The sequence below is a fragment of the Plantactinospora sp. B5E13 genome (assembly GCF_039871775.1).
In the GTDB taxonomy this organism is placed as follows: domain Bacteria; phylum Actinomycetota; class Actinomycetes; order Mycobacteriales; family Micromonosporaceae; genus Plantactinospora.
This window is the reverse complement of the sequence record NZ_JBDPLT010000068.1, coordinates 1-17,813: the sequence shown is the minus strand read 5'-3', so window position 1 is coordinate 17,813 and position 17,813 is coordinate 1. Positions and strand designations below refer to the sequence as shown.

The window sequence follows — 17,813 nt, the reverse complement described above, 5'->3', positions numbered from 1 at the left end:
CCCTTCTATCCGTGGAGAAGACGTGACGCACCACGCGCAGATCGGCGTCATCGGCGGCTCTGGCCTGTACGAGTTCCTCGACGACGTCGTCGAGGTGCGGGTCGACACCCCGTACGGGCAGCCCAGCGACGCGCTCGCCGTCGGCGAGGTGGCCGGTCGTCGGGTGGCGTTCCTGCCCCGGCACGGTCGTGGTCACCGGGTGCCGCCGCACCGGATCAACCACCGGGCGAATCTCTGGGCGCTGCGCGCGGTCGGGGTACGCCGGATACTCGCCCCGGGGGCCGTCGGCGGGCTGCGGCCCGGATACGGGCCCGGCACCCTCGTCGTACCGGATCAGCTCGTCGACCGGACCAGTGGACGGGTCCAGACCTACTACGACGGGCGGCGACGGCCGGACGGCCAGGTGCCCGGCGTCGTCCACGTCCCGTTCGCCGACCCGTACTGTCCGGTCGGACGGGCGACGGTGCTCGACGTCGCCCGCGCCGGCGGCTGGCAGCCGGTCGACGGCGGCACGATGGTGGTCGTCGAGGGGCCGAGGTTCTCGACCCGGGCCGAATCCCGGTGGTACGCCGCGCAGGGCTGGTCCGTGGTCGGGATGACCGGGCATCCCGAGGCGGTGCTGGCCCGGGAGTTGGCGCTCTGCTACACCGCCGTCTCGCTCGTCACCGACCTCGACTCCGGGGTCGAGGTCGGTGACGGGGTGACCCAGGAGGAGGTGTTCGCGGTGTTCGGGCGCAGCGTCAGCCGCCTGCGGGAACTGCTCGTGGACGTGGTGACGGCGTTGCCGGACGGGCCGCGGGACTGCCTGTGCAGCCACGCTCTGGACGGCGTACGCACCGGCATCACGCTGCCCTGACGTCGGACCCCGGCCGTGTTCCGGGCCGCACGCACGTCGGACCCGGCCGGGCCGCGGTCGGCCGTACCCGGAACCCGGAGGCGGGTCGGGCCGGCCGGGCCGTGGACCGGCCGGCTCAATGGAATCGGTGGGCCGACGTCCAGCCCTGCTGCCGTAGCCGGTCGAGGCCGTCGAGCAGCAGGTCCAACGCGAACTCGAACTCGAACTGGTCGTCGCAGCCCTGTCCCACGACGGACCCGTCGTCGTGGGACGCGGCGGTGGCGATCTCCGCGAGGTGCGGGAACCGGGCCGCGACCTCCGGTGGGAGGGGCGCGGGCGGCTCCGGTTCGGTCACGCCGGACCGGCCGGCGCGGCGGGAGGCGTCGAACAGTTCCTGGCTGAAGCCGAGGATCCGGCTGCCCATCGCGTGCATCACGTGGTGGGCCAGGTCGGCGGAGAAACCGCCGGCCCGCAACGCCCCGACCATCGAGTCGAGGTAGCCGAGGATGGCCGGGGTCGCCATGTTCCGTGACTCGATCGCCAGCGCCGCCCACGGGTGGCGCCGCAGCATCTGCCGTGCCGAGAGGATGCGGGCGCGGACCGCGGGTTTCCAGTCGGCGTCGGCAAGCAACGGGTCGATCTCCCCGACCACCACGTCGATCATGCCGTCGAGCAGTTCGTCCTTGTTGGCCACGTGCTTGTAGAGGGCCATCGGCACGACGCGCAGGTCCTGGGCGAGGTTGCGCATGCTCAACGACTCGATCCCGGCGCCGTCGGCGAGCACGACGGCGGCGCGCAGGATCCGGTCCCTGCTCAGCGGCGTCCGGCGCAGCGTTCCAGCCTGCTCAGCCATCTCGTTCCTCGTCTTTCCGGGTGCCTGGAAACCATAACCGCATTGACAGGTGTACGGCGTACACCTATCGTGACTGACGTGAGGTGTACGCCGTACACCTAAGGGAGGACACAATGAAGGCGATCGTCCAGGACCGGTACGGCCCGACGGAGACACTCACCCTCGCGGACGTCGACACCCCGGTGCCGGCCGCCGACGAGGTGCGGGTACGGGTCGAGGCCGCCGCGCTCAACGCGTACGACTGGCACGCCATGCGGGGCGACCCCCGGATCGCGCGGTTGGCGATGGGCCGGTCCCGACCCCGCGCCCGCATCCGTGGCCGGGACTTCGCCGGCCGGGTGGAGGCCGTCGGCGCCGACGTCCGACAGGTGCGCCCGGGCGATGCCGTCTTCGGCGACCTCGGCGACGCCAACGGCGCCTTCGCCGAGTACGTCTGCGTGCCCGAGAGCCTGGTCGCGCCGAAGCCGGCGAACCTGACGTCGCAGCAGGCGGCGGCCCTGCCGCTGGCCGGGGTCACCGCGCTGATGGGACTGTGCGACGTCGGCCGGGTCCAGCCGGGTCACTCCGTGCTGGTCAACGGCGCCTCCGGCGGTGTCGGCACCCTCGCCGTCCAACTGGCCACGGCGCTCGGCGCCACCGTGACCGGAGTGTGCAGCACCCGCAACGTCGACCTGGTCCGTTCCCTCGGCGCCGACCACGTCGTGGACTACACCCGCGACGACTTCACCCGCCACGCCCGCCGCCACGACGTCGTCCTCGACCTGGTCGGCAACCGCTCGCTCACCGCGCTCCGGCGGGCGCTGTCCCCGACCGGGACACTGATCCTCTCCGGCGGCGGTGTCTACCGCGGCGGCAGTCTCCTCGGACCGGTCCGGCTCATCGCACGCGGACGACTGTTGGCGCCCTTCGTCCGACAGCGCATCGCCATCCTCGAGACGGCACCCAGCCGGCGGCACCTCGACACGCTCCGCGCCCACGCCGAAGACGGTCGCCTCACCCCGGTCATCGACCGGACCTACCCGCTGCACGAGGTGCCCCGGGCCATCCGGTACCTCGAAGAGGAACACGCCCGGGCGAAGGTCGTCATCACCATCTGACCGCCGGCTGTACCGGCGCTGTAGCCACTCCTGTAGGTGGCGTCCATAGCCTCGCGCCATGATCGGCATCGCCCGGGCCGGCCGGGCCGTCACGGTGGTCTGGCGGGCCGGCCGCGCCAACTGACGGCGTACGTGCTCCTCGCGCCGATCGCGGGGGCGCTCCCGGTGCTGGCGGCCTGGCTCACCAAACTTGTCCTCGACCGGGTCACCAACCCCTCCGGCGGGGCGCTCCTCGAGGTGGCGACCGCGCTGGCGGCGGTCTCGGTCGGTCTGGCCCTGGTCCCGCACCTGACGAACTACCTGCGGGCGGACCTCGGCCGCGCGGCCGCCCTCGTCGCGCTCGACCAGCTGTACGCCGCGACCGATCGCCTCCACGGCCTACGCCGGCTGGAGGAGCCGGCGTTCCAGGACACGCTCCGGCTCGCCGAGCAGGCCGGGCGGGACGGACCCGGCCGCTGCGTCGACGGCCTGCTCGGCCTGGTGCAGGGCGGGGTGCTGCTGACCGGTTTCCTCGGCACGCTGGTGGTGATCAGCCCGGTGATGGCCGTGCTGGTCGCCGCCGGTGGGGTACCCGTACTCGTCGCCGAACTGCGGCTGAGTCGGCGGCGGGCGAACCTGCTGTGGGAGATCGGGCCGGGCGAGCGCCGGGAGATGTTCTACGCCGGCCTGCTGACCAGCCTGTCGGCGGCCAAGGAGATACGTCTGCTGGGCCTGGGTGGGCTGTTCCGCCGCCGGATGCTCGCCGAGTTGGGCGCGGCCAGCGCCGCCCGCCGAAGCCACGACCGCCGGGAGGTCCGGGTCCAGGCACTGCTCGCGGTACTGGGCGCGGCGCTGTCCGGGGGCGGCCTGGTGTGGGCCGTCGCGACCGCGCGCTCCGGCGGACTCACCGTGGGCGACGTGGCCGTGTTCATCGCCGCCGTCGCCGGGGTGCAGAGCAGCCTGACCACCCTGATCGACCATGTCGCCGGCATCCACGTCGCCGGGGTGCAGAGCAGCCTGACCACCCTGATCGACCATGTCGCCGGCATCCACCAGGCGATGCTGCTGCTCGGGCACTACGAGCAGGTCGTCGACTGCCCACCGGACCTGCCGGAACCGGCCCGGCCGCGACCGGTTCCCCCGTTGCGGCGGGGCATCGAGTTCCGCGACGTCTGGTTCCGCTACGGTCCGGACCACCCGTGGGTGTTGCGGGGCGTGGACCTGTTCATCCCGTCCGGACAGGCGGTAGCCCTGGTCGGCCACAACGGCGCCGGCAAGAGCACGCTTGTCAAGCTGCTGTGCCGGTTCTACGACCCGACCCGGGGCGCGATCCGGTGGGACGGCGTCGACCTGCGTGAACTGTCCGTGCCCGAGCTACGGGCCCGGATCGGCGCGGTGTTCCAGGACTACATGACCTACGACCTGACGGCGGCGGAGAACATCTGGCTCGGCGACGTCGACCCGGCCGGCCCGGACCACGTACGCGTCGAGGACGGCGCCCGGATCGCCGACGCCGCCCGCCGGGCCGGCATCCACGAGACCCTCGAGTCGCTGCCCCGGGGGTACGCGACCATGCTCTCCCGGGTGTTCGAACTGGACGGCGACCCGGCGGACACCGGGGTGCTGCTCTCCGGCGGGCAGTGGCAGCGGGTGGCGATCGCCCGGTCCGTCCTGCCCGAGGCACGGGACCTGCTCATCCTCGACGAGCCGAGTGCCGGCCTGGACGCCGAGGCCGAACGGGACATCCAGCTCCGGCTGCGCCGGTACCGGGCCGGCCGGACCAGTGTGCTGATCTCCCACCGGTTGGGGACCCTCCGGGACGCCGACCTGATCGTGGCGCTGTCCGGTGGCCGGGTTGTCGAGGCGGGCCGGCACGAGGAGCTGCTGGCAGCCGACGGCACGTACGCCACGCTGTTCCGGACCCAGGCGGCGGGCTACGTCCCCGGGGCGTCCGGTACGGCCGAGGAACCGGGCGCCTCCGACAGGTCGACACCGACGGCCGGGTGCCCGGGGTCAGCAACAACGCCGCCCAGCTATCCGGCCTGCTGCCGGGACGTGACGTCGTGTCCGCCGGGCGATGACCGGGCGGCCCGCAGTCGGCGCAGGACCACGCCCCGCACCAGCTCCGGCGCGAGGGCACCGAAGGCCCGTGAGTCGAGGCTGTGCCGTGGCGCGTCGCCGAGGACGTAGACCTGCCCGTCCGGCAGCGCCGAGACCCGTTTGACCAACAGCTGGGTGGGGGCGTCGCCGTCGCCCGCGGTGATCCGGATGCCGGGCGGCGGCAGACAGACGACAACGGCGCCGACCCGCAACCGGCGCCGGAATCCCCGCCGGAGCACCAGGAGCTGGTCCCCCTCCTGGTAGGTCGGGGTCATGCTGTCCCCGTTCACCCCGACGACCTGGAGAACGGCACGGGCGACCAGCACGGCGATCCCGAGCGCCACGATCGCGCCGGCGACGATCAGCAGAGTGGGTTCGGGCACGGCGTCACGGTAACCGAGCACCGGGGCATCGGATAACGGCGGACGTCGGCCGGAGATGGGAGAACATGTCGTACGTGCTGTGGTTCAGCCGGTGTCTGCTGGCCCTGGTCTTCCTGGCGTCGGCCGCCGGCAAGCTGACCGGACGGCACGCGTTCCGGGCGTTCGCCGACTCGCTGCGGACGATGGACCTGCTGCCGGCGCGGCTGGTCGTTCCGGTGGCCGGGGCGGTGGTGGCGGCCGAGACGGCGGTGCCCCCGCTGCTGCTGGTTCCGCTGCTGCCGGTGCCACCGCCCGGCGCCGCGACGGCCTCGGCCGGATCCCCCGTGACCGGGGTCGGACCCGCGCTGAGCACGGTCGGATTCGCCCTGGCGGCAGCCCTGTTGCTGGGGTTCACGGTGACGGTCGCGACGGTACTGCGTCGTGGCACCTCGGCATCCTGCCGCTGCTTCGGGGAGGCCACGACGGCCCCGTTCGGCCGGCACCATCTCGTCCGCAACGTCGTACTGACCGTGATCGCCGGGACCGGCGGGTACGCCGCACTCGTGGACCCCGGCGCGACGGCCGGAGCCGCCGTGGTGTCGGTACCGCTGGCCGTGCTGGGCGCGCTCGTCGTGGTCCGCCTCGACGACCTCGTCGCCCTGTTCCGGCCCGCCGTCCCGTCGATGGGCGTGGCCCGTCGGGGTACCACCCCACGGGGCGGCGGGCCGGGCGGTTGAGCCTCGTGCGACCTCCGGGCCGGCTGGCGTGGGGGCGGACCCGACCGCGACCCGGTGGCGTACGGCGGGGTCAGGTGCGGAACGGCCCGGTGACGCAGTACGTGATGCCGCCGGAGGAGGAGCCCGAGGTGCCGCGCTGGGAGGAGAAGTACAGCCGGTTGCCGACCGGGGTGAAGGCGGGACCGCAGATCTCCGACGAGCTCTGACCGGTGATCCGGAGAAACACCGAGATCCGGCCGTCCGGTGTGATCACGCAGATCTCCATGTTGCCGCCGTCCTCGGCGACGTAGAGGTCGCCGAAGCTGGAACCGGTGATGTTGTCGACGCCGGTCAGCGGTGCCGGACCGGGGTTGACCAGGTTGTCGTCGTAGGCGAGCTCGTAGGTGTTGGTGGTGAGGTTGAGCTGCCAGATCCGGTTGTCACCCTTGGTGGTGAACCACACCCGGTCGTCGGAGTAGTGGCAGCCCTCGCCGCCGTTGAACGACTTGGCGCCGGAGACCTGCGACCGGGTCGCGGTCGGCGAGCCGTCCGGGTCGGGCACGGTGGCCCAGCTGAACGAGCCGGAGGTACCGCTTCCGGCGACCATCACCTGCAGGGTGCCGGTGGAGAGGTCACCCCAGGTGTTCGGCACGAAGCGGTAGAACTTGCCGTTGGTCTCGTCCTCGGTGAGGTAGATGACCCGCCGGTCCGGGTCGGCCGCCGCGGCCTCGTGCTTGAACCGGCCCATCGCCGGGCGGACGACCGCGGCGCCGCCGAGCGGGTACGTCTCCCACACCCGGCCGAGGCTGACCTCCTCGCAGGACAACCAGGTGTTCCACGGCGTCCGGCCGCCCGCACAGTTGTTGTTGGTGCCGGAGAGGATCCGGGACGCACCGGTGACGGTCCCGTTGGCGTCGAAGACGATCCGGGACGCACCGCCACCGGAGCCGGCGCTGGTCTCCGAGTTGGAGACGTAGACCCAGCCGCTGCCGTTGGCGAACACCGCCCCGCCGTCGGGCGCGTTGTGCCAGGTGTACGAGGTGCCGGGGACGACCTGCCCGGAGCGGGCGACGATCTGGCTGGTGAAGCCGGCCGGAAGTTGGATGCCGTGGCTGTTGGCCGGCTGCAGTGGACCGTACGGGCCGGGTGCGTTCTGCGCCGGTGCGGCGTACGCCGCCGACCAGGCGGTGAACGGCAACGCCACCGCGCCGGCCCCGAGCACCGTCGCGCGCAGCATGTTTCGTCGATCCATCGTGGACCTCCTTTGTGGGGGGTCCGGGCACCGTATCGATCCGTGCTGTCCAGTGGTCGGGGGATTCGTGAACGGCTGTTGTCGATGGACCGACGAACAGGTCCGACCCGGCCGCGTCCGGAGGGCCGGGCCGGGCCGACGTCGGGGCCGACGCCGGTGCCGGTGCCGACGGGCGGATCAGCCCTCGCCACCTCTGAGACCCGCACGGCGAACGCCTCACGAGGCCGACCGACGGCGCCCGGACCCGGTGACGACCTCGTCCCCGTCGCCGAGAACGAGTCGCCGCACGTCCGCGACCGACCGGGGAGGTGGCCCACGCGGGCCCGGAAATACCGTTGCCGCGCGGGCGCCGGGCATTTACTGTCGACGACAAGCAAGCGCTCGAAGGAGATCACCGGCAATGGTATGGAAAGCCAACCTCGAAGCACGGCGGTGTACCTCGCCGCACGAGGCCGGCATGCCCCACACCGGGTCGGTCTCCTACGGGAATGGCAACGAGAAGCAGGGCAGGCGGCCCGGATAGTCTCCAACGCGAGACGCGGAGCCGCCCACCCGGACAGGGATCGGGCGGCTTTTCTGTTGTTTTGCACCAGACACACAGGGGCGTAGCTCAGTTCGGCCAGAGCGCCGGTCTCATAATCCGGAGATCGCCGGTTCAAATCCGGCTCCCGCCACGTCCTGGTAGCTCAGTGGGAGAGCATCGGCTCGACAGGCCGAGGGTCGGAGGTTCGAATCCTCCTCGGGACACACACCGCGCGTTCGGTTATGGGTAGGCCCTGGGTCTTTCAAGCCCATGAAGCGGGTTCGAGTCCCGCACGCGCGACCATTCCCACGTCGCCCAACCGGTAGGGTAGACGGCTGTTAACCGTCAAGGTGCTGGTTCGAGTCCAGCTGTGGGAGCTGGTGACGGGGCGGTGCGCGTTCGCCCGCACACGTCTCCGCCTCGCCCGGGTAGCTCAGCGGGAGCAGCGCATCGTGCACACCGAGGAGGTCCCTGGTTCGACCCCAGGCACGGGCACGGTGGCGGTGGCTCGGTCTGGTCAGAGCGCCGGGTTATGGTCCCGGATGTCGCCGGTTCGAATCCCGGTGCGGCCTCGAGTGCCATCCACTATGGACTCCATCTCCACCCGGTCCGGTGCCGCTGCCGCTGCCGGAAGACGGTACGCTCCGGCCACCGACAGGAGGGCCCGGGTCGACGAAGGGGGAAAGCGTGCGAGCCGACGGCACACTCCCGGGAGGTCGCCAGGCGCCGCCCGGCGGTGCGACCGTCCGGACCCGGCCGGGGCCGGGCATCGCACCACGCGGAGTCACGCGGGCAGACACCTGGGTACGGCGAGGCCACCGCTGATGGCTTCGGCCACGTTTCTCCTGGAGCGCCTGGTCCGGTCCGGCATCCGCGACGTCGTCACGGTGGAACCGGCGACAGGCGGGCTCGCGGCAGTCGCGGGCACGGCCACCCGCCGGGACGCACCCCCGGTGTTCGTCAAGGCCTTCGTCGACGCGCCGGCCGACGACGTCTTCGTCGCGGAGGCCGAAGGGCTGGCCGCCCTACGCGAACTCGGCGGAGTGGCGACACCCGAGGTGATCCTGGCGGACCGGGAACTTCTCGTCCTGTCTGTGCTGCGGCCGAGGCCCCGCAGCGGGACCTTCTGGGAACAGTTCGCGCACACACTCGCCCGCCTGCACCTGGAGACGACCCATTCCCGATTCGGCTGGCACCGCGACAACTGGCTGGGCCGCCGTCGCCAGGTCAACACGTGGAACGACGACGGCTTCGTGTTCTTCGCCCAGCACCGGCTGCTCCGCTGGCTCGGGCAGCCCCGCGTCGACGCGGCCCTCGACCAGGGCGACCGGGCGGCGCTGGAGCGGCTGTGCCACCGGCTGCCCGAACTGCTGCCGGACCGGCCGGCCTGCCTGACACACGGCGACCTCTGGGCGCAGAACGTCCTGGCCACACCGGACGGGCGACCCGCGCTGATCGACCCGGCCGTCTCCTACCAGTGGGCCGAGGTGGACCTCGCCCACCTGTGGACCACCGCGCCCCCGCCCGAGGCGGACCGGTTCTTCGCGGTCTACGCGGAGCTGACCTCGCTCGATGCCGACTGGCGGGCCCGCATGCCGATCCTCCAGCTCCGGCAGCACCTCGCCGTACTGGCCCAGTTCGACGACGACTGGGGAGCGGCGGACCAGATCCGGGCCACGCTCGCCCCGTTCCGGACCCGTACCTGACCGGCAGTCCGACCGACGGCGGCCCGCGCGCTCACCACAGCGCCCCACCGCCTCACCGTGGCCGACGCCAGCGCCCATCAGTTGGCCACCTCTTGTGAAGTTCCGATCACTGTTGTGATCATGTGTCAATGCGTGTCCGGCTGCTGTCCGCCCGTCGTCCACTCGCCGGGCTGCTGGCCCTCGCCCTGACGGCGGCAGCCGCGGTGCTGCTGACGCCCGCGCCACCGGCGGCGGCCCACGGCACCCTGGCAATGTCCAACCCGGCCGAGGGGGCCAGCGTCTCCACCCCGCTGTCCGAGGTCGAGCTGTACTTCACGGAACGGCCCGCGTCGTACGCGTACTTCACGGTGACCGGACCGGACGGCGGACGTCTCGACGGGAGCTGGCGACACGGCGAGCCGAAGCAACTGGCCAAGCCGGTGACGGAGTACCTGCTGGTGGACGGCAAATTCGAGCCACAGCACTACACGGTCGGCTTCCCGGCGGTGGTCCTGGTGACACACTGGCCGGCGGCCGGCCAGTACACCGTCAACTATTTCACCGTCGCCTCGGACGGGGACACGGTGCGAGGGACCCTACGGTTCCGCTACACCGGACCGGGCGGCGAGGTGCCGCAGGGCTGGTCCCCGCCGACGAACCAGCCGGCACCGGAGCTGCTGGCGGCAGCCGAGGGGCACGGCCAACCGGCGACCGGGCAGACCGGGGACGCCGTCGTGCCGGCTTCGACACCCCCGGCCGTACCACCGGCCGCCGTTGGCGGCGGAGACGACGGGTTCGACTGGCCGCTGGCGGCCGCCTGGTTGGTGGCGCTCGTCGCGGTCGCCGCCGCGTTCGTCGGCTGGCGGCGGTGGGGTGCCCCGGCCACCGGGCGTGCCGGCGGTGTCCGGCCGTCGCGTTCCGGTTCCGGCGGGAGGTCGCGGCCCGGCCGTCGCGGCCCGGCGGGTTCCGGTGGTGTCCCACGCTCGGGTGGTGCCGGCACCCGTACGGTGCCGAAAACAACCGCGAAGCTGGTCACCCCGGCCGCCGGAAAGGTCAACCCGGCTGCAAAGCCGGTCACCCCGGCCGCTGAGCCGGTCACCGGAAAGGTCACCCCGGCCCCGGGAAAGACGCCCACGACGTCGACCGGCACGACCGGAGTGGCGGACCGGGACCCGCCGGTCCGCCGGGGCGTCACCGCTGGCGGTACCAACCGGACCGTTGTTGTCGCCGGTCTGCTGGTCCTGGCCCTGGTCGGCGGGTTCGGACTGGGTCGTACCACGGCGGGAGAGGCACGCCCGGCACCGACCGCGCCGACCGGCGATCCGGGACCGGTCGCGCTGCCGGGCCAGCACGCGCACGCCCCCGGCACCGGCGCGCACAGCCATCCCGGCGAGGGCCCGGCCGAGGCCGGCGGGCTGGCGGTCAGCGACGCGGGCTACACCCTCGAACCCGGACGGCGGTCCCAGGAGGCCGGACGGGCCGCCGACTACACGTTCTGGATCATCGGTCCGGACCGGCAGCCGGCCACCCGGTACGCGGTCGTACACGACAAGCCGCTGCACCTGGTCGTCGTCCGACGTGACCTGACCGGCTTCCAGCACGTGCATCCGGAGATGGCTCCCGACGGCCGCTGGACGGTCTCCCTCGACCTGCCCGAACCCGGTGCCTACCGGGTGTACGCCGACTTCACGGTGATCACCCCAGACGGCACCAACCTGCCGCTCGTGCTCGGCGTCGACCACCAGGCACCCGGCGCGGCCCGCCCGGCCGACCTGCCCGCGCCGCAGACCCAGGCGACCACCGGCCCGTACGTCGTGACGGTGGACGGTGCCCCGCAACTCGGCGTCTCCACTCCCCTGCTGTTCCGGATCAGCCGAGACGGCACCCCCGTCACCGACCAGCTCCAGCGCCACCTCGGCGCATACGGGCACCTGGTCGTGATCCGCGAGGGTGACCTCGGCTACGTGCACGTACACCCGGAACCGGAACTTTCCGGCGGAGCAGTCAGCTTCTGGCTCACCGCGCCCAGCGTCGGGCGCTACCGCGCCTTCCTCGAGTTCCGGTCGGACGACACGGTACGCACGGCCGAGTTCACGTTCGTCCTCACCGGATGAGTTCCCGAGCCGATGCCGGCCAGCTACACCCCCGACGACGGCGACGGTACGCATCCGCCGGTCGGTGGCCGGGGACGACAGGGCTGGTCAGCCTCCGTACCGGGGACACAGACCGCCGGGTGGCTGGCGGTCGGCGCCCGGGCGCCCGGGGGCCGGGTGGGTTGACCGCGAGGCAGCCCGCCGGAGTCGGCGTAAGTGCCGAAGGCCCCGCCGAGGCCCATGGTGTGCAGCACGGCCACCAGATACCACGACGGCGCGGCGAGACAGAGTGTGACACCACCACGGTCGAGCGCCCGGTGGGCCCGGACCAGCGCGCCCAGACCAGCCGAGTCGATCAACCCGACGTCGGCCAGGTCGAGGACAACCCGGGAGCACACCGCACCGACCGTCACCAGAGCCTGCCGCAGTATCTCGGCGATCCGCACGTCCAGGTCGACGGCGAGCCTCACCACCGCCATACCGTCGCGACACTCGACCCGGAGCACCCGGCCGTGGGCGCGCTCGCTGCCGCCACCCCGGCCAGCCCCGGCCGCGACAGCACCTGGCCCGTACCCGACGACCCGACCGGACTCGACGACGGAACCGGTCGCGACGATCCGGACGGCCCGGCCCGCCGTACAGCTCGAACATTCGTGCGGTCCGGCGGCGAACGGTGAACCGGCCCAGCCGTACTCGGTGAGCACCGGCCACACGAGCCGCGGATCCAGGTTGCCCCCGTCCTGGCCCGGAGCAGTCCGACCACAGTGGTCGCAGACCAGCACCGGTGGCTGGTTGTCGGGGCCAGGTACGACCGTCATATCGCACTCCCCGGCGGAAGGGGCCCGGTGCATGGCAGGACCGGCTCGAACCGATGCCGGCCCTGCCATGCACCTCATGGGGGCGAGCAATGCCTGATGGGCGGTGGGTACGGCTAGCCGGGTGGTCGGGCCGTGCCGATGACCCGGACCGGATCCGGGTCCGGGGTCCGGGCGTCGGACTCGATCTGGAAAACCTGGTCGACGCGGGCGATCTCGAACAGCCGGCGGAGTCGTGCCGACGGGGCCCGCAGTTCCAACCTGCCGCCGGCCCGGCGACTACGCCGGTGCAGGTCGAGCAGCAACCCGATCCCGGCGGCGTCGGCGTAGTGGCAGTCCGTCACGTCGAGCACGATCCGGGCGGGTCGCTGCTCGAGCGCCCGGTCGAACATCGGACCCACCCGGGGCACCACGGCCTGGTCGAGCCGACCGGCGACGGTCAACTCGACCGTCGAGGCGTTCACGGCGTCGCTCCGGACACCGTCAATCGCCCCGTGGGTGAACTCGGACACCGTATCTCCTCCCCCGTCGTCGGTTGGAGAACAGCCTGCCGGGCGGGTTCTGCGACGCCTCGACGGACCTGTGACAGTTCCATGACAACCCGGCCCTCGCCGGGCGCCTCGACACCGAGCCGGCAGCGGCGATTTTCCCGGTCAGGGTGTCGGCACGCATGATGGCGGGATGACAGGTGTGCTGGTGATCGAGGACGACGACCGCATCCGGCTGTCACTGGTGCTCGCGCTCCAGGACGAGGGCTACACCGTCCGTGGCACGGCGACGGCGGAGGAGGGCATCCTCGAGCAGCGCCGCCACCCGGCGGAGACGGTCCTGGTCGACCTGATGCTGCCGGGGGTCGACGGCTACGAGTGCATCCGGGAGCTACGGCGTACCGACGGTGTCCCGATCGTGGTGGTCAGCGCCCGGGACGACACCCACGACATCGTCGCGGCGTTGGAGGCGGGCGCCGACGACTACCTGGTGAAACCGGTGGCGATCAAGGAACTGTCGGCCCGGTTGCGGGCGTTGCGCCGCAGGTCACGGGCGACCCTGGCACCGGTGCCGGCGCTGACCTTCGGCGAGTTGGAGGTGGTGCCCGAAGCCGGCGAGGTACGGCTGCGCGGGCAACCCGTACCGGTGACCCGCACCGAGTTCCGGCTGCTCTGCGAACTCGCCCACCACGCCGGCCGGGTGCTCAGCCGCCAGCAACTCCTCGAGCGGGTCTGGGACTACGCCGTCGGAGACGAGCGCCTGGTCGACGTTCACGTGGGCCGGTTACGACAGAAGATCGAGGTGGACTCCGCCGCTCCCCGGTACCTGGTCACCGTCCGCGGTCTGGGCTACCGGCTCCAGCGATGAACCGGGCCGGGCTGCGTACCCGGGTGACCGTCGGATTCGCCGCCGGCGCGTTGCTCCTGTCGACAACGATGGCCCTGGTCTCGTACCAGATCACCCGGTCCTCGCTGCTCGAGGACCGGGAGCGCAACGCGGTGCGGGCGGCATACCTGGAGGCGGCGGTGATCCGGACCCGTCTCGGCACGGACCGGCCGGACGTCGGCGAGACGCTCCGATCGCTGGACACCGGCCAGACCCGACGCACCGTGCTACGTCGCAACGGCATCTGGTACGCCCGCAACGCGGACGCCGGCATCACCGAGGCGATCCCGCAGGCCCTGCAGGACGTCGTGGCCGGGGGAAGGCCGGCCAAACAACGGGTACGGGCCGAGGGACAGCCCGCCGTCGTGGTCGGGGTGCCGTTGTCCCGATCGACCGCCTTCTACCATATCGACTACCTGAAGGAACTGGATCACACGCTGCGGGTCCTGGGGCTGGTGCTGACCCTGGTCGCCATCATCACGGCCGCCGCCGGTGCCGGTCTCGGTTGGTACGCGACCCGGTACACCCTGCGGCCGATCAGGTCGGTGGCCGACGCCGCCCGTGAGATCACCAACGGCGACCTCACCGCCCGGCTCGACGCGGCGGCCGAACCGGACCTCGCCCAGCTCACCAGCTCGTTCAACGACATGGTCGACCAGCTCTCCCGGCGGATCGAGCGGGACCGCCGGTTCGCCGCCGACGTCAGCCACGAACTGCGTTCGCCGCTGCAGACGCTGGCCGCCGCGGCGAGCGTGCTCACCCGGCACCGCGACGACCTCGACGAGCGCACCCGCACCGCCGCCGGCCTGGTCGCCGACGAGGTCGCCCGGTTCCAGCAGCTCGTGAACGACCTGCTCGAACTGGCTCGCAGTGACCAGCCCGCCGACCGCCGCGCGGTCGACGTCAGCCGTCTCGTCCGACAGGTGTGCCGCTCGCGGCATCTGCCGGAGAGTCTTCTCGAACCCGGCGGAGAGCGGGAGCAGCCCTGGGTCGTTGACCGGCGACGGATCGAACAGGTTCTGGGCAACCTGCTGGACAACGCCAGCGCGCACGGGGGCGGGCCGTCGGCGGTCCGGCTCGGCAGGGTCGACGGGCGCTACTACATCGAGGTCGACGACGAGGGTCCCGGCGTACGGGCCGACCAGCAACAGGTGATCTTCGACCGCTTCGTCCGTGGCGGAACCGCCGGGGCCCGGGGTGACGGCGGTGGGACCGGTCTCGGTCTTGCGATCGTGGCCCAGCACGCCGCGGCGCACGGCGGGCACGTCGAGGTACGGGACCGACCGGGCGGAGGGGCCCGTTTCCGGGTCGAGCTGCCGGAGGTCGCCGGATGAGTCGTCTCCGCCCGACGTCGGCCCCCACCGGCCGCCGCACCGGACCAGGTTCCCTCGGCCGGGCCGGTCGCACACTCCTCGCCGGGGTCGTCCGCCGGGCCGGTCGCACACTCCTCGCCGGGGTTGTGCTCCTCGCCGGTTGTGGTGTGCCGGTCGAGACGTCACCCCGGCCGGTCGACCCGCCTCCCGGGGCGGTCCAGGCGACCCCCTCCCCCACACCGTTGCCGACCCGGCCCGGTTCCGTCGCCCAGCGGCTCTACCTCGTCCGCGACAGCCTGCTCGTGCCGGTGGTCCGTCGGGTACCCGTACCGCTGTCCGCCGCCGCGTTGCTCGACCTGCTGCTGGCCGGCCCGGACGACACCGAACAGCGCGCCGGGCTGACCAGCGCGCTGACTGGGCCGGACAGCGTCCTCGGGCTGCACGTGGTCAACGGCGAGGCGATGGTCGACATCGGCGAAGGGTTGTCCGGCACCGGACGCAACGACGAGATCCTGGCCTTCGGGCAGGTCGTCCGTACCCTGACCACGCATCCCGACGTCGACCGGGTCACGTTCCGGCACGACGGCGACGCGGTCGGCATCCCCCGTGCCGACGGTTCGCTGTCGCGTACCCCGCTGACCGACGCGGACTACGCGGACCTGCTAGCCCCCCGATGATCGCGGCCGGAGGCCGGCCGGGTCGGCCACGACCGCGGTCCTCGCGCGGATTCCGGGAAGCGCGGTGGCCGTCGTCGCGCGGCCACGACCGCGGTCCTCGCGCGGATTCCGGGAAGCGCGGTGGCCGTCGTCGCGTCGGACGGCAACCGTCGGCCGGCGCGGCACGGCACGGCACGGCGACCACAGTCGACCTCGACGGGCCGCCGATACGGCAGGCCCGTCGGCTCGCCGCTGACTCCGCCACCACGACGCCGGACGGACACACCGTGGACACGCAGGCCCGCGATCAGCCGTGTTCCGGCGGTGTCGGCGGCCCCTCGGGCGCTCCTCTCACGCCACCAACGACCCCGGATCCGTATTCAGCCCGGTCGACGTACGGCGAGCGCGCCGGTCGCGAGCACCCCCGGCGAAGCCGACCACAGAACGGGGCTACCTCTACCGAGAGCCAAAGGTAAGCTACTGTCTGGCGCGGTCGATCGGCTGGTATGACGTCTGTCCCTGCCCGTCGACGTCTCTCCCGCGGAGTCCGGCCACGCAGCCGTACCACCGGACATCTTCCCGGAACGCCTTCCGCCGCACCACATGTCCACGTCGCAGGCCAACTCGGACCATCGGCGCCGTCACACCGAGGTCCGGCGTGTCGATCGATCGCCCCCGGAGGTTGACCCTTGACCATCAAAGACGCGGCCCAGCCCTCGGCGGACCCTGCCGCCAAGCCGCCCTCGCTCTGGCACAACACCGACTTCACCAAATTCTGGTTCGGTGAGACCGTGTCACTGGTCGGCGCCCAGATAACGGCGCTCGCGCTGCCGTTGACCGCGGTGCTGGTGCTCGAGGCCGGCCCGGAACAGCTGGGCTTGCTCCGGTTCGTCCAATTCGTTCCGTTCCTCTTCCTCGCCCTGCTGCTCGGTGTCTGGGTCGACCGGCGCCGCCGCCGACCGATCATGATCGCGACCAACCTGATCCGGGCCGGTCTGATCCTGCTGATCCCGGCCTTCGCCGCCACCGACATGCTCAGCATGCCGGTGCTCTTCGTGGTTGCCCTGCTGATCGGCGTCTGCACGGTCCTCTTCGACGTCTCCTGGATGTCGTACGTACCGTCGCTGGTCAAGAAGGAACACCTGGTGGAAGCGAACGGTCGGGTCGGGGCAAGCTACTCCGCCGCCGAACTCGGCGGACCGGGCCTCGCCGGGGTGCTGATCCAGATCCTGACCGCGCCCGTGGTGCTGATCATCGACGCCGTCACGTACCTGGTCTCCGCCGTGTCCCTGATGATGATCAAGAGCGTCGAACCGGAGCCGGTCACACCGACCACCAAGCGGCACCTCGGCGAGGAGGTGCTCGAGGGCCTGAGGTTTGTCGTCGGCAACCCCTACCTGCGGGTGATCGCCACGATCGGCTCGGCCTACAACTTCTGCTACATGTTCATCGAGGCGGTCTTCCTGATCTACGCGGTGCGGACGCTGAACTTCGGCGCCGGGATGATCGGTGTGGTGCTCTCGCTCAGCGCGATCGGCGGCCTGATCGGATCGGTCATCGCGGGTCCGCTGACCCGCCGACTGCCGATCGGGCGGGTGTACCTCGTCTCCGTGATCGTCGGGTACTGCGGCCCGCTGCTCATCCCGGCCGCGTCCGGCCCGGACCTCGTCGAGGCACTGATGATCTGCGGGGCGTTCTTCTTCATGCGACTCGGTATCGGCGTGGCGAACGTCGTCGCGATCAGCCTGCGGCAGACCGTCACGCCGAACCGACTGCTGGGCCGGATGACGGCGGCGATGCGTACCTTGATGTACGGACTCGGCACCGTCGGCGCACTGGTCGGCGGCTTCCTCGCCGGTGTGATCGGGCTGCGGGGCGCGTTGTGGGTGGCGGCTGTCGGCGCCGTCCTGGCCGTACTGCCGTTGCTGCTGTCGAACATCCCGGCGCTGCGCGAGGTACCGCCGTCGCCGGACGACGACTCCGAGCAGGTCGCGACGGCGCCGGCCGCGGAGGCCGAGACGGTCGTCGCCGCAGCACCGGGCGCCGCGACGGTGGACGAGGGCCGGCCCGACGAGACGACCGGCGAGCCCCGCAGGGACTGACGCCGACGTGCCCGGGGGGGGGCGGGGCCCCCGGCCCCCCCGGGCACGGCGGGCGGGG

Annotated in this window: 14 protein-coding genes, 5 tRNA genes and 1 pseudogene; 15 read left to right on the top strand and 5 right to left on the bottom strand. The window is 72.2% G+C overall.

The genetic code is table 11. From position 1 onward, the window contains the following. The first annotated feature begins 22 nt into the window (after nucleotides 1–22). Nucleotides 23–856 (top strand): S-methyl-5'-thioadenosine phosphorylase, encoded by an 834-nt coding sequence (locus ABGB05_RS34425; protein ID WP_347658158.1) that lies wholly within the window; start codon nucleotides 23–25, stop codon nucleotides 854–856. 115 nt (nucleotides 857–971) lie between these two features. Here the strand turns inward: ABGB05_RS34425 and ABGB05_RS34420 are convergent, their stop codons facing one another. Further along, nucleotides 972–1,688, bottom strand: a complete 717-nt coding sequence (locus tag ABGB05_RS34420) for a TetR/AcrR family transcriptional regulator C-terminal domain-containing protein (protein ID WP_347658157.1) — start codon at nucleotides 1,686–1,688, stop codon at nucleotides 972–974. A 113-nt stretch (nucleotides 1,689–1,801) separates the two neighbouring features. Here ABGB05_RS34420 and ABGB05_RS34415 point away from each other — a divergent pair, with 113 nt between their 5' ends. Together ABGB05_RS34415 and ABGB05_RS34410 are read left to right on the top strand one after the other, a co-directional pair. Beyond that, the gene (locus tag ABGB05_RS34415; RefSeq protein ID WP_347658156.1) at nucleotides 1,802–2,785 is read left to right on the top strand and encodes an NAD(P)-dependent alcohol dehydrogenase; all 984 of its coding nucleotides are present in this window, start codon (nucleotides 1,802–1,804) and stop codon (nucleotides 2,783–2,785) included. A 540-nt stretch (nucleotides 2,786–3,325) separates the two neighbouring features. Further along, nucleotides 3,326–4,468, top strand: a pseudogene (locus ABGB05_RS34410) (ABC transporter ATP-binding protein); the annotation flags it as partial. 329 nt (nucleotides 4,469–4,797) lie between these two features. On the opposite strand, the gene ABGB05_RS34405 reads toward ABGB05_RS34410, so the two are convergent. Next, nucleotides 4,798–5,247, bottom strand: a complete 450-nt coding sequence (locus ABGB05_RS34405; RefSeq protein WP_347658155.1) for a S26 family signal peptidase — start codon at nucleotides 5,245–5,247, stop codon at nucleotides 4,798–4,800. Nucleotides 5,248–5,312: 65 nt separating this feature from the next. On the opposite strand from ABGB05_RS34405, the gene ABGB05_RS34400 reads away from it, so the two are divergent. Beyond that, nucleotides 5,313–5,963 carry a MauE/DoxX family redox-associated membrane protein gene (locus ABGB05_RS34400; RefSeq protein ID WP_347658154.1) on the top strand — a complete coding sequence of 217 codons (651 nt, stop codon included), beginning with the start codon at nucleotides 5,313–5,315 and terminating at the stop codon, nucleotides 5,961–5,963. Nucleotides 5,964–6,033: 70 nt separating this feature from the next. On the opposite strand, the gene ABGB05_RS34395 is transcribed toward ABGB05_RS34400, so the two are convergent. Further along, nucleotides 6,034–7,194, bottom strand: a complete 1,161-nt coding sequence (locus ABGB05_RS34395; protein ID WP_347658153.1) for an alkaline phosphatase PhoX — start codon at nucleotides 7,192–7,194, stop codon at nucleotides 6,034–6,036. Nucleotides 7,195–7,796: 602 nt separating this feature from the next. Here ABGB05_RS34395 and ABGB05_RS34390 point away from each other — a divergent pair. From ABGB05_RS34390 to ABGB05_RS34360, 7 genes are all read left to right on the top strand, one after another. Further along, a tRNA-Met gene (locus tag ABGB05_RS34390) sits at nucleotides 7,797–7,868 on the top strand. A 1-nt stretch (nucleotide 7,869) separates the two neighbouring features. Then, nucleotides 7,870–7,941, top strand: a tRNA-Val gene (locus ABGB05_RS34385). Nucleotides 7,942–7,946: 5 nt separating this feature from the next. Continuing rightward, a tRNA-Glu gene (locus ABGB05_RS34380) sits at nucleotides 7,947–8,020 on the top strand. A gap of 1 nt (nucleotide 8,021) precedes the next feature. Next, nucleotides 8,022–8,094, top strand: a tRNA-Asn gene (locus ABGB05_RS34375). A gap of 45 nt (nucleotides 8,095–8,139) precedes the next feature. Next, nucleotides 8,140–8,212 (top strand) — tRNA-Val (locus ABGB05_RS34370). A gap of 329 nt (nucleotides 8,213–8,541) precedes the next feature. Beyond that, nucleotides 8,542–9,423 (top strand): fructosamine kinase family protein, encoded by an 882-nt coding sequence (locus ABGB05_RS34365; protein WP_347658152.1) that lies wholly within the window; start codon nucleotides 8,542–8,544, stop codon nucleotides 9,421–9,423. A 128-nt stretch (nucleotides 9,424–9,551) separates the two neighbouring features. Continuing rightward, entirely contained in the window at nucleotides 9,552–11,516 is a 1,965-nt protein-coding gene (locus tag ABGB05_RS34360) for a copper resistance CopC family protein (protein ID WP_347658151.1), read from the top strand. 23 nt (nucleotides 11,517–11,539) lie between these two features. Here the strand turns inward: ABGB05_RS34360 and ABGB05_RS34355 are convergent, their stop codons facing one another. Together ABGB05_RS34355 and ABGB05_RS34350 are read right to left on the bottom strand one after the other, a co-directional pair. Next, nucleotides 11,540–12,313 carry an STAS domain-containing protein gene (locus ABGB05_RS34355; protein WP_347658150.1) on the bottom strand — a complete coding sequence of 258 codons (774 nt, stop codon included), beginning with the start codon at nucleotides 12,311–12,313 and terminating at the stop codon, nucleotides 11,540–11,542. Nucleotides 12,314–12,426: 113 nt separating this feature from the next. Continuing rightward, nucleotides 12,427–12,822 (bottom strand): STAS domain-containing protein, encoded by a 396-nt coding sequence (locus ABGB05_RS34350; protein WP_347658149.1) that lies wholly within the window; start codon nucleotides 12,820–12,822, stop codon nucleotides 12,427–12,429. 169 nt (nucleotides 12,823–12,991) lie between these two features. Here ABGB05_RS34350 and ABGB05_RS34345 point away from each other — a divergent pair, with 169 nt between their 5' ends. The 4 genes from ABGB05_RS34345 to ABGB05_RS34330 all read left to right on the top strand — a co-directional run bounded on the left by ABGB05_RS34345 (nucleotide 12,992) and on the right by ABGB05_RS34330 (nucleotide 17,755). Continuing rightward, the gene (locus tag ABGB05_RS34345; RefSeq protein ID WP_347658148.1) at nucleotides 12,992–13,666 is read left to right on the top strand and encodes a response regulator transcription factor; all 675 of its coding nucleotides are present in this window, start codon (nucleotides 12,992–12,994) and stop codon (nucleotides 13,664–13,666) included. Then, complete coding sequence (locus ABGB05_RS34340; RefSeq protein ID WP_347658147.1) at nucleotides 13,663–15,018, top strand: HAMP domain-containing sensor histidine kinase; 1,356 nt, start codon at nucleotides 13,663–13,665, stop codon at nucleotides 15,016–15,018. The genes ABGB05_RS34345 and ABGB05_RS34340 overlap by 4 nt, the downstream gene beginning before the upstream one ends. Next, entirely contained in the window at nucleotides 15,015–15,674 is a 660-nt protein-coding gene (locus ABGB05_RS34335; protein ID WP_347658146.1) for a GerMN domain-containing protein, read from the top strand. Before ABGB05_RS34340 ends, ABGB05_RS34335 begins: the two co-directional genes overlap by 4 nt. Before the next feature lie 668 nt (nucleotides 15,675–16,342). Then, entirely contained in the window at nucleotides 16,343–17,755 is a 1,413-nt protein-coding gene (locus ABGB05_RS34330; RefSeq protein WP_347658145.1) for an MFS transporter, read from the top strand. Nucleotides 17,756–17,813 lie beyond the last annotated feature (58 nt).

What these genes read in the sequence shown, in the direction of transcription:
- ABGB05_RS34340 (WP_347658147.1), top strand. Translation starts at nt 13,663, where the DNA reads ATGAACCGGGCCGGGCTGCGTACCCGGGTGACCGTCGGATTCGCCGCC.
- ABGB05_RS34335 (WP_347658146.1), top strand. Translation starts at nt 15,015, where the DNA reads ATGAGTCGTCTCCGCCCGACGTCGGCCCCCACCGGCCGCCGCACCGGA.
- ABGB05_RS34355 (WP_347658150.1), bottom strand. Translation starts at nt 12,313, where the DNA reads ATGACGGTCGTACCTGGCCCCGACAACCAGCCACCGGTGCTGGTCTGC.
- ABGB05_RS34400 (WP_347658154.1), top strand. Translation starts at nt 5,313, where the DNA reads ATGTCGTACGTGCTGTGGTTCAGCCGGTGTCTGCTGGCCCTGGTCTTC.
- ABGB05_RS34360 (WP_347658151.1), top strand. Translation starts at nt 9,552, where the DNA reads ATGCGTGTCCGGCTGCTGTCCGCCCGTCGTCCACTCGCCGGGCTGCTG.
- ABGB05_RS34415 (WP_347658156.1), top strand. Translation starts at nt 1,802, where the DNA reads ATGAAGGCGATCGTCCAGGACCGGTACGGCCCGACGGAGACACTCACC.
- ABGB05_RS34365 (WP_347658152.1), top strand. Translation starts at nt 8,542, where the DNA reads ATGGCTTCGGCCACGTTTCTCCTGGAGCGCCTGGTCCGGTCCGGCATC.
- ABGB05_RS34395 (WP_347658153.1), bottom strand. Translation starts at nt 7,194, where the DNA reads ATGGATCGACGAAACATGCTGCGCGCGACGGTGCTCGGGGCCGGCGCG.
- ABGB05_RS34345 (WP_347658148.1), top strand. Translation starts at nt 12,992, where the DNA reads ATGACAGGTGTGCTGGTGATCGAGGACGACGACCGCATCCGGCTGTCA.
- ABGB05_RS34420 (WP_347658157.1), bottom strand. Translation starts at nt 1,688, where the DNA reads ATGGCTGAGCAGGCTGGAACGCTGCGCCGGACGCCGCTGAGCAGGGAC.